The 8696-nt window shown below is 68.5% G+C and carries 10 protein-coding genes; 7 read left to right on the top strand and 3 right to left on the bottom strand.

What is annotated here, in order from left to right; translation table 11 throughout:
* Window positions 1-46 precede the first annotated feature (46 nt).
* Window positions 47-703 carry an alpha/beta hydrolase gene (locus VQ02_RS11435; RefSeq protein WP_048436017.1) on the bottom strand — a complete coding sequence of 219 codons (657 nt, stop codon included), beginning with the start codon at window positions 701-703 and terminating at the stop codon, window positions 47-49.
* Between the two features lie 254 nt (window positions 704-957).
* Between VQ02_RS11435 and VQ02_RS11430 the strand changes: the two genes are divergently transcribed.
* From VQ02_RS11430 to VQ02_RS11405, 6 genes are all read left to right on the top strand, one after another.
* Window positions 958-2133: a cysteine desulfurase family protein gene (locus tag VQ02_RS11430; RefSeq protein WP_048444314.1), complete on the top strand. Its 1176-nt coding sequence runs from the start codon at window positions 958-960 to the stop codon at window positions 2131-2133.
* Between the two features lie 68 nt (window positions 2134-2201).
* On the top strand, window positions 2202-3671 hold the full coding sequence (sufB, locus tag VQ02_RS11425; RefSeq protein ID WP_048444313.1) for a Fe-S cluster assembly protein SufB: 1470 nt from the start codon (window positions 2202-2204) through the stop codon (window positions 3669-3671).
* A gap of 106 nt (window positions 3672-3777) precedes the next feature.
* Window positions 3778-4530: a Fe-S cluster assembly ATPase SufC gene (gene sufC / locus VQ02_RS11420; protein WP_048444312.1), complete on the top strand. Its 753-nt coding sequence runs from the start codon at window positions 3778-3780 to the stop codon at window positions 4528-4530.
* 2 nt (window positions 4531-4532) lie between these two features.
* Window positions 4533-5852, top strand: coding sequence for a SufB/SufD family protein (locus VQ02_RS11415; protein ID WP_048444311.1), 1320 nt, complete (start codon window positions 4533-4535; stop codon window positions 5850-5852).
* Window positions 5853-5910: 58 nt separating this feature from the next.
* Entirely contained in the window at window positions 5911-7155 is a 1245-nt protein-coding gene (locus VQ02_RS11410; RefSeq protein WP_048444310.1) for a cysteine desulfurase, read from the top strand.
* Window positions 7156-7165: 10 nt separating this feature from the next.
* Complete coding sequence (locus VQ02_RS11405) at window positions 7166-7543, top strand: SUF system Fe-S cluster assembly protein (RefSeq protein ID WP_048444309.1); 378 nt, start codon at window positions 7166-7168, stop codon at window positions 7541-7543.
* 7 nt (window positions 7544-7550) lie between these two features.
* On the opposite strand, the gene VQ02_RS39065 is transcribed toward VQ02_RS11405, so the two are convergent.
* Window positions 7551-7721, bottom strand: a complete 171-nt coding sequence (locus VQ02_RS39065) for a hypothetical protein (RefSeq protein WP_245239697.1) — start codon at window positions 7719-7721, stop codon at window positions 7551-7553.
* A gap of 18 nt (window positions 7722-7739) precedes the next feature.
* A complete protein-coding gene (locus VQ02_RS39060) occupies window positions 7740-8033 on the bottom strand; it encodes a Uma2 family endonuclease (RefSeq protein WP_245239696.1) in 294 nt (97 codons plus the stop codon).
* A gap of 245 nt (window positions 8034-8278) precedes the next feature.
* Here VQ02_RS39060 and sufA point away from each other — a divergent pair, with 245 nt between their 5' ends.
* Window positions 8279-8659: a Fe-S cluster assembly scaffold SufA gene (gene sufA / locus VQ02_RS11395; protein WP_048444308.1), complete on the top strand. Its 381-nt coding sequence runs from the start codon at window positions 8279-8281 to the stop codon at window positions 8657-8659.
* The last annotated feature ends 37 nt before the right edge of the window (window positions 8660-8696 follow it).

Here is an 8696-nt window from a genome sequence, read left to right as displayed (position 1 = left end):
GGATGACCCGGCGGGTTTGATCAGCGCCGAGACTGCCGACGGGCGATTACGCCGCCTCGTCGCGCTTGCCGAGGCGCTTGTCGAGGTAGGTGTCGACCGTCTGGGTGAGCTCGTCGACCTTGCCGTCGAAGAAGTGGTTGGCGCCCTCGACGATCTGGTGCTCGATGATGACGCCCTTCTGGGTCTTCACCTTCTCGATCACCGGCATCACCTCCCGGGCCGGGGCGACCCGGTCCTCGGAGCCGTGCACGAACAGGCCCGAGGACGGGCAGGGGGCGAGGAAGCTGAAATCGTAGCGGTTGGCCATCGCGGCGATCGAGATGAAGCCCTCGATCTCCGGGCGGCGCATCAGGAGCTGCATGCCGATCCAGGAGCCGAACGACACGCCGGCGATCCAGCAGGCCCGGGCTTCCGGGTTCACCGCCTGCACCCAGTCGAGGGCGGCTGCGGCGTCCGACAGCTCGCCCACGCCGTGGTCGAAGGAGCCCTGGCTGCGGCCGACGCCGCGGAAGTTGAAGCGCAGGGCCGCGAAGCCGCGATTCGCGAATGTGTAGAACAGGTTGTAGACGATCTGGTTGTTCATCGTGCCGCCGAATTGCGGGTGCGGGTGCAGCACGATGGCGATCGGGGCGCCCTTCTGCTTCGGGGCCTGGTAGCGCCCCTCCAGCCGACCGGCCGGACCGGCGAAGATGACCTCGGGCATGAACAACCTCTTTTGTGCTTCAACGGTGCGTGAGCGCGGCGCAGGAACGGATGATGGGCGCGGGCCCGCAGCTTGACTCGGGTCCCGTCTCCCATAAAAGCACCCTTAGAACGGTTCTAGATGACTAGAATTGTTCTAAACAACGGGTGCCTCCGTCCCGGCCCGCGCGCCGGCAGGTTCGCACCGTCCCATTCCGCGTGTTCCGGGCGGGCCTTAGCACGGCACCCAGGGGGAAAGGCAAAGGAATTCAGCGTATGGAGCGCCCGCGCGCCTACCTCGACCACAACGCGACCTCGCCCGTGCGGCCCGAGGTGGCGGAGGCGGTCGCGCGCTCGCTCGTGGAGCTGCCCGGCAACCCGTCATCGATCCACCGCGAGGGCCGCGCCGCCCGCGCCGCCATCGAGATCGCGCGGGCGCAGGTCGCAGGCCTCGTCGGGGCGGCACCGTCGCGCGTCGTGTTCACCAGCGGCGGCACGGAAGCGGCGAACGCGGTCCTGTCCGGCTCGCTGAGGCGGCGCGGCCTGCCGGCCCCGAGCCGGCTGCTGATCGGCGCGACCGAGCATCCGTGCTGCCTGCAGGGCCACGGCTTCCCGGAGGGAGCGGCCGAGATCCTGCCGGTCGATGCCGATGGAATCGTGAGACTCGACGTGCTGGAGGCGTGGCTCGCGGCCCTGGCGGCCGAGGGCGTCACCGCCCTGGTCTCGGTCCAGGCGGCCAACAACGAGACCGGCGTGATCCAGCCCCTGGCGAGGGTTGCGGCGCTGGCATGCCAGCACGGCGCCCTGTTCCACAGCGACGCCGTCCAGGCGGCTGGACGGGTTTCCGTTGGGCACAATATAACGCCCGTCGATGCCGTGACCCTGTCAGGTCATAAGCTCGGGGCGCCGAAAGGCGTCGGGGCGATCGTGCTCGGTGAAGGCGCGACGCTCGAACCGTCCTTCCTGCGCGGGGGCGGGCAGGAGGCGCGCCTGCGCGGCGGGACCGAGAACCTGCCGGGCATCGTGGGCTTCGGTCTCGCCGCGGAGTTGGCCCAGGTGGCCCTGCCGAGCGAGGCTCGGCGCCTCGCGGCACTGCGCGACGCCATCGCGGCAGGCGTTCGTGCCTGCGCCCCGGAGGCGGTCGTGTTCGGGGAGGGGGCCGAGCGCCTCTCCAACACCCTCTGCTTCGCGGTGCCAGGGCTCAGGGCCGAGACGGCCCTGATCGCCCTCGACCTCGACGGAGTGGCGGTGTCGTCCGGGGCGGCCTGCGCCTCGGGCAAGGTTTCGCGCTCCGGCGTGCTCGCGGCGATGGGGGTCGATCCCGCCCTCTCCGCGGGGGCGCTGCGCGTGAGTTTGGGCTGGAACAGCCGGGAGTGCGACGGGGAAAGGTTCCTCGCGGCCTTCGAACGGCTGGTTTCATCCCTATATAAGCGTCGGGAGCGGGCGGCGTGATCATGCGCCTCGCACCGGCCGTGTCATCACCTCGCGGCCCTTGAAGCCGTCAGCGGTAGGAGACGGGTATGCCTGCAGTGCAGGAGACGGTCGATCGCGTCCGCGCCATCGACGTCGATCAGTACAAGTACGGGTTCGAGACCACGATCGAGATGGAGAAGTCCGAGAAGGGCCTCTCCGAGGACGTGATCCGCTTCATCTCGGCCAAGAAGGACGAGCCTGAGTGGATGCTCGAATGGCGCCTCGACGCCTATCGCCGCTGGCTCACCATGAAGGAGCCGAACTGGGCGCGGGTCGAGTACGACAAGATCAACTACGACGAGCTGTACTACTACGCCGCGCCGAAGCGCAAGGCGGCGCAGTCGCTCGACGAGATCGACCCCGAGATCCTGAAGACCTACGAGAAGCTCGGCATCCCGCTGCGCGAGGTCGAGGTACTGGAGGGCATCGCCCCCGAGCGCCGGGTCGCTGTCGACGCGGTGTTCGATTCGGTCTCGGTCGCCACCACCTTCAAGGCGGAACTCGCCAAGGCCGGCGTCATCTTCATGCCGATCTCGGAGGCGGTGCGCGAGCACCCCGAGCTGGTGAAGAAGTACCTCGGCTCGGTCGTGCCGGTGACCGACAACTACTTCGCGACGCTGAACTCGGCGGTGTTCTCGGACGGCTCGTTCGTCTACATCCCGCCGGGCGTGCGCTGCCCGATGGAGCTGTCGACCTATTTCCGCATCAACGAGCGTGACACCGGCCAGTTCGAGCGCACGCTGATCATCGCCGACAAGGGCTCCTACGTCTCGTACCTCGAAGGCTGCACCGCCCCGCGGCGCGACGACAACCAGCTCCACGCCGCGGTGGTCGAGCTCGTCGCCCTCGACGACGCGGAGATCAAGTACTCGACCGTCCAGAACTGGTACCCGGGCGACGCGGAGGGCCGCGGCGGCATCTACAACTTCGTGACCAAGCGCGGCGATTGCCGCGGCGTGAACTCGAAGATCTCGTGGACGCAGGTCGAGACCGGCTCGGCGATCACCTGGAAGTACCCGTCCTGCATCCTGCGCGGCGACAACTCCCGCGGCGAGTTCTACTCGATCGCGGTGTCGAACGGCATGCAGCAGGTCGATTCCGGCACCAAGATGATCCATCTCGGCAAGAACACGACGAGCCGGATCATCTCGAAGGGCATCTCGGCCGGCCGGTCGCAGAACACCTACCGGGGTCTCGTCTCGGCGCACAAGAAGGCGAAGGGCGCGCGCAACTTCACCAACTGCGACTCGCTCTTGATCGGCGACCAGTGCGGGGCGCACACCGTGCCCTACATCGAGTCGAAGAACGCGTCGGCGGTGTTCGAGCACGAGGCCACCACCTCGAAGATCTCCGAGGACCAGAAGTTCTACTGCCAGCAGCGCGGTCTCTCCGAGGAGGAGGCGACCGCGCTCATCGTCAACGGCTTCGTCCGCGACGTGCTGCAGCAGCTGCCGATGGAGTTCGCCGTCGAGGCCCAGAAGCTGATCTCGATCAGCCTGGAAGGCTCGGTGGGCTGATCGCCTTCAGGCTTCCGGCGATGAGCCGGAAGCCTCCCATGCCCTGAACTCATTGCAACGGATGCGGTGCCGCCCGGTCGGCCGCTCCCGTCAGGACTGCTTTATCATGCTTGAGATCAAGAACCTGGTCGTCAACATCGAGGACAAGCGCATCCTCAACGGCCTGAGCCTGACCGTCAACGACGGCGAGGTCGCCGCCATCATGGGCCCGAACGGCTCCGGCAAGTCGACCCTGTCCTACGTCATCGCCGGCAAGGAGGACTACGAGGTCCTCGACGGCGAGATCCTGCTCGACGGCGAGAACATCCTGGAGATGGAGGCGGATGCCCGCGCCGCGGCCGGCATCTTCCTGGCCTTCCAGTACCCGCTGGAGATCCCGGGCGTCGGCACGATGACGTTCCTCAAGGCGGCGATGAACGCCCAGCGCAAGACCCGCGGCGAGGAGGAGCTGACCACCCCCGACTTCATGCGCCAGGTCTTCGCGGCGGCCGACAAGCTCGAGATCAACCGCGAGATGCTCAAGCGCGCCCTCAACGTCGGGTTCTCCGGCGGCGAGAAGAAGCGCATGGAGATCCTGCAGATGGCGCTGCTCTCGCCGCGCTTCTGCGTCCTCGACGAGACCGATTCGGGCCTCGACATTGACGCCCTGCGCATCGTCTCGGAGGGCGTGAACGCCCTGCGGTCTAAAGACCGCAGCTTCCTGGTCATCACCCACTACCAGCGCCTGCTCAACCACATCGTGCCCGACACCGTGCACGTGATGGCGCAGGGCCGGGTGGTGAAGTCCGGCGGCAAGGAACTCGCCCTCGAGCTCGAGGCCTCGGGCTACGCCGAGTACCGGTCGAACGAGGCCGCGTAATCATGGCCGACGTCACGACCCTCCGCACCGCCGCCGAGACCGGGCTGTCGAAGCTGTTCGAGGTCCAGCGGCTTAAGCTCCCGGGGGCGGCCATCGCCCGCGAGGAGGCGTTCCGCTACTTCGAGGCGGCGGGCCTGCCGCATCGCCGCGTCGAGGCGTTCAAGTACACCGACCTGCGCGCCGCGGTGCGCGAGGCCGCGCCGCCGGCCGATGCGCCGGATGCCGAGACCGCCCGCAGCGCCGTCAAGGCTGCCCGGGGCTTTTCCGGGGTCGAGGCCGCGCGCCTCACCTTCGTGAACGGCCACCTGGTTCCGGCGCTGTCCGACCTCGCCGGGCTGCCCGAAGGCCTCGAGGTGGTGCCCTTCGCCACGGCGATGGCCGAGGGCCACCCGCTCCTCGACCACCTCGCCCCGGTGGCGCAGACCCGCGAGAACCCGATCTACCAACTCAACGCCGCCTTCATGGCGGATGGGGCGGTGATCCGGGCCGGGGCGGGGGCGAAGATCGAGCGCGCTCTGCACCTGCGCTTCATCGGCACCGGCACGTCTCCGTTCTCGACCGCGACCCGGGTGCTGGTCGTGGCCGGCGACGACGCCGAGATCACGCTGCTCGAGAGCCACGAGGGCCCGGACGGGGTCGCCTACCAGCCCAACGACGTCCTCGACATCGTGGTCGGCGACCGTGCCCGCGTGCTCCACAGCCGGCTCAACATCGAGGGCAACGCGGCGATCGCGCTCTCGACCGTCTCGGCCCGCCTCGGCGCCGGCTCGCACATCGAGACCGTCAACGTGGTGACCGGTGCGGTGCTGTCGCGCCACCAGCTCTACCTGCACTTCGCGGGCGACGACGCGACCGCCACCGTCAACGGCGCCGCGATGATCCGCGACGGCCAGCTCGCCGACTCGACCCTGCTCGCCGACCACGCCGCTCTCGGCGGGATCAGCCGCGAGCAGTTCAAGACGGTGATCGACGGCGACGCCACCGGCGTTTTCCAGGGCAAGATCATCGTCCGGCAGGTCGCGCAGAAGACCGACGGCAAGATGAAGTCCGACTGCCTCCTCCTCACCGACGAGGGGCAGATGATGAACAAGCCGGAGCTGGAGATCTTCGCCGACGACGTGGCCTGCGGGCACGGCGCCACCTGCGGCGCGCCCGACGACGACCTGCTGTTCTACCTGATGGCTCGCGGCCTGCCGCGGGCCCAGGCGGAGAGCCTGCTGGTCCAGGCGTTCCTCGGCGAGGCGATCGAGGCGGTCACCCACGAGGGCGCCCGCGAGGCGATGATCGCCGAGATCGAGGCCTGGCTCGCTCGCCGCGGCTGACCAAGGACCGGGCCGGCCCATGGGCCGGCCCCTCTCACGCCCTGCACGAGAGCCCGACATGAACGCACCCGTCCTCCAGACCCCCTACGACGTCGAGGCGATCCGGGCGCAGTTCCCGATCCTGTCGCAGCAGGTCTACGGCAAGCCGCTGGTCTACCTCGACAATGCCGCCTCGGCGCAGAAGCCCCGCGCGGTGATCGACGCGATGTCGGGGGCGATGGAGACGGCCTACGCCAACGTGCATCGCGGCCTGCACTTCATGGCGAACGCCGCCACGGAGGGTTTCGAGGGCGCCCGCGAGACCACGCGCCAGTTCCTCAACGCCCCTTCCACCGACGAGATCATCTTCACCCGCAACGCCACCGAGGCGTACAACCTGGTCGCGACCTGCATGGGCTGGGCAGGGCTGATCGGCGAGGGTGACGAGATCATCCTGTCGATCATGGAGCACCACTCCAACATCGTGCCCTGGCACTTCCTGCGCGAGCGCCGCGGCGCCGTGCTGAAGTTCGCTCCCGTCGACGACGAGGGTAATTTCCTGGTCGAGGAGTACGAGAAGCTCTTCACGCCGCGCACCAAGATGGTGGCGATCAGCCACATGTCGAACGTGCTCGGCACGATCACGCCGGCGGAAGAGATCGTCCGCATCGCCCACGCCCACGGCGTGCCGGTTCTGCTCGACGGGGCGCAGAGCGCGGTGCACCAGGCGATCGACGTCCAGGCCCTCGACTGCGACTTCTTCGTCTTCACCGGCCACAAGGTCTACGGCCCGACCGGAATCGGCGTGCTCTACGGCAAGAAGGAGTGGCTGAACCGCCTGCCGCCCTATCAGGGCGGCGGCGAGATGATCGAGATCGTCGAGGAGGAGCGCATCACCTACAACGCGCCCCCGCACCGGTTCGAGGCCGGCACCCCGGCGATCATCGAGGCGGTCGGGCTCGGCGCCGCCCTCGAGTTCATGATGAATCTCGGCCGCGAGCACATCGCCGCCCACGAGGCACATCTGCTCGCCTACGCGCAGGAGCGCCTGCGCGCCATGAACAGCCTCAGGATCATCGGCACGGCCCGGGACAAGGGCGCGGTGATCTCGTTCGAGATGAAGGGCGCGCACGCCCACGACGTCGCGACCGTCATCGACCGCCAGGGCGTGGCGGTGCGGGCCGGCACCCACTGCGCCATGCCGCTGCTCAAGCGCTTCGGCACCACGTCGACCTGTCGCGCCTCGTTCGGCCTGTATAATACGACGGCGGAGATCGATGCCCTCGTCTCGGCCCTGACCCGGGCCGAGCGGATGTTCGCGTGAGGAACCCCGCATGACCGACACCCAAGCCGCGAGCGGCGCGCATTCCCCGCAGGTGAGCGCCCCGGCCATCCCGCCGGAGGAGATGGACCGCCTGACCGACGGCATCGTGGCGGCACTGAAATCCGTCTACGATCCGGAGATCCCGGCCGACATCTACGAGCTCGGCCTGATCTATCGGGTCGACATCGCCGACGACCGCCACGTCGCCATCGACATGACCCTGACGGCGCCGGGCTGCCCTGTAGCCGGCGAGATGCCGGGCTGGGTTGAGAACGCCGTCTCTGCGGTGCCGGGCGTCGCCGGCTGCAGCGTCACGATGGTGTTCGACCCGCCGTGGGACCAGAGCCGGATGTCGGACGAGGCCCGCATCGCCCTCGACATGTGGTGAGCCGGCGTCAGCGTATCGCGTCGGTGACGCGCGGCGCGAAAGTGAGCCCGTCGTAGATCTCGGCGAGCGCCAGCCTGGCCCCGATCTCCGGCAGGGCGATCACCGCCTCCAGGCCCTCGAACAGCTCCGGTTGCCAGCCCTCCGCCTCGCGGCGGTAGAGCAGGGCGACCGGCGCCACGGTCTCGAGGAGCAGGATTTAGGGGAGCGTCGGGTGGCGCTTGTACTCCTCCAGCTTCACGGCCTGGTCGACCGCCACCGTGGACGGTGAGGCGACCTCGACAACGAGGCACGGCTTGCGAGCCTCGTGGGTGTCGTAGACCATCTCGCCGCACTCGACCGTGACGTCGGGCCGCCGGATCGTGGTGATGCTGGTCCGGAGCGAGACGTCGTCCGTGGTCGGCCGGCAGGCCGAGCCGCGAAGCTGGTTGCCCAGGCTGATGATCACGTTCACCGTCACCCGGTCGTGCTGGACGCTGGCACCGGTCATCATCCGGTGCTTCGAGTATCGGAACGCCGTCGACGAGCTCGAAAGGCTCGTCCTGCGTCTCCTGCCAGCGGAAGAACTCCTCCGGCGTCATCCGCCGGCGCACCGCGTCCGCCATTGCTGCCTCCGTCGCATCCCATCCTGGCACATCCCGTGGTGGACCGCGGGGACCGGGATGCTTATCTTCGGATCGTAACGTCACGCCTCAACCGCCCGGGCCTTGAACCCGGCCGCCGGAGAGAGTTCTTACAATGGCACCGAGCTTCAAGGTGATGTCGCTGACCGAGGCCGCCGCCGAGCGGATCAAGGGCATCATGGCCGACGCCGAGCGCCCCATCGCGGGGCTGCGCGTCGGCGTCAAGAACGGCGGCTGCGCCGGGATGAGCTACACGATGGAGTACGCCGAGGAGCGCAAGCCCGGCGAGGACGTGGTCGAGGACAAGGGGGTGCGCGTCTTCATCGACCCGAAGGCGGTGCTGTTCCTGCTCGGCACCGAGATGGATTTCCAGACCACGAAGCTGGCCTCGCAGTTCGTGTTCAACAATCCCAACCAGACCTCGGCCTGCGGCTGCGGCGAATCGGTCGCGATCACGCCCGCCGATCCGAACGCCCTCACGGCCGCCCACGCCTGATCACGGCGTCGCCCGGCGGAGCCTCACATCGGGGTTC

The organism is Methylobacterium variabile, assembly GCF_001043975.1.
Lineage (GTDB): Bacteria > Pseudomonadota > Alphaproteobacteria > Rhizobiales > Beijerinckiaceae > Methylobacterium > Methylobacterium variabile.
The sequence above is the reverse complement of the archived record's forward strand: the minus strand, read 5'-3'. Positions and strand labels throughout refer to the sequence as shown.

What these genes read in the sequence shown, in the direction of transcription:
- VQ02_RS11435 (WP_048436017.1), bottom strand. Translation starts at nt 703, where the DNA reads ATGCCCGAGGTCATCTTCGCCGGTCCGGCCGGTCGGCTGGAGGGGCGC.
- VQ02_RS11430 (WP_048444314.1), top strand. Translation starts at nt 958, where the DNA reads ATGGAGCGCCCGCGCGCCTACCTCGACCACAACGCGACCTCGCCCGTG.
- sufB (WP_048444313.1), top strand. Translation starts at nt 2,202, where the DNA reads ATGCCTGCAGTGCAGGAGACGGTCGATCGCGTCCGCGCCATCGACGTC.
- sufC (WP_048444312.1), top strand. Translation starts at nt 3,778, where the DNA reads ATGCTTGAGATCAAGAACCTGGTCGTCAACATCGAGGACAAGCGCATC.
- VQ02_RS11415 (WP_048444311.1), top strand. Translation starts at nt 4,533, where the DNA reads ATGGCCGACGTCACGACCCTCCGCACCGCCGCCGAGACCGGGCTGTCG.
- VQ02_RS11410 (WP_048444310.1), top strand. Translation starts at nt 5,911, where the DNA reads ATGAACGCACCCGTCCTCCAGACCCCCTACGACGTCGAGGCGATCCGG.
- VQ02_RS11405 (WP_048444309.1), top strand. Translation starts at nt 7,166, where the DNA reads ATGACCGACACCCAAGCCGCGAGCGGCGCGCATTCCCCGCAGGTGAGC.
- VQ02_RS39060 (WP_245239696.1), bottom strand. Translation starts at nt 8,033, where the DNA reads ATGATGACCGGTGCCAGCGTCCAGCACGACCGGGTGACGGTGAACGTG.
- sufA (WP_048444308.1), top strand. Translation starts at nt 8,279, where the DNA reads ATGGCACCGAGCTTCAAGGTGATGTCGCTGACCGAGGCCGCCGCCGAG.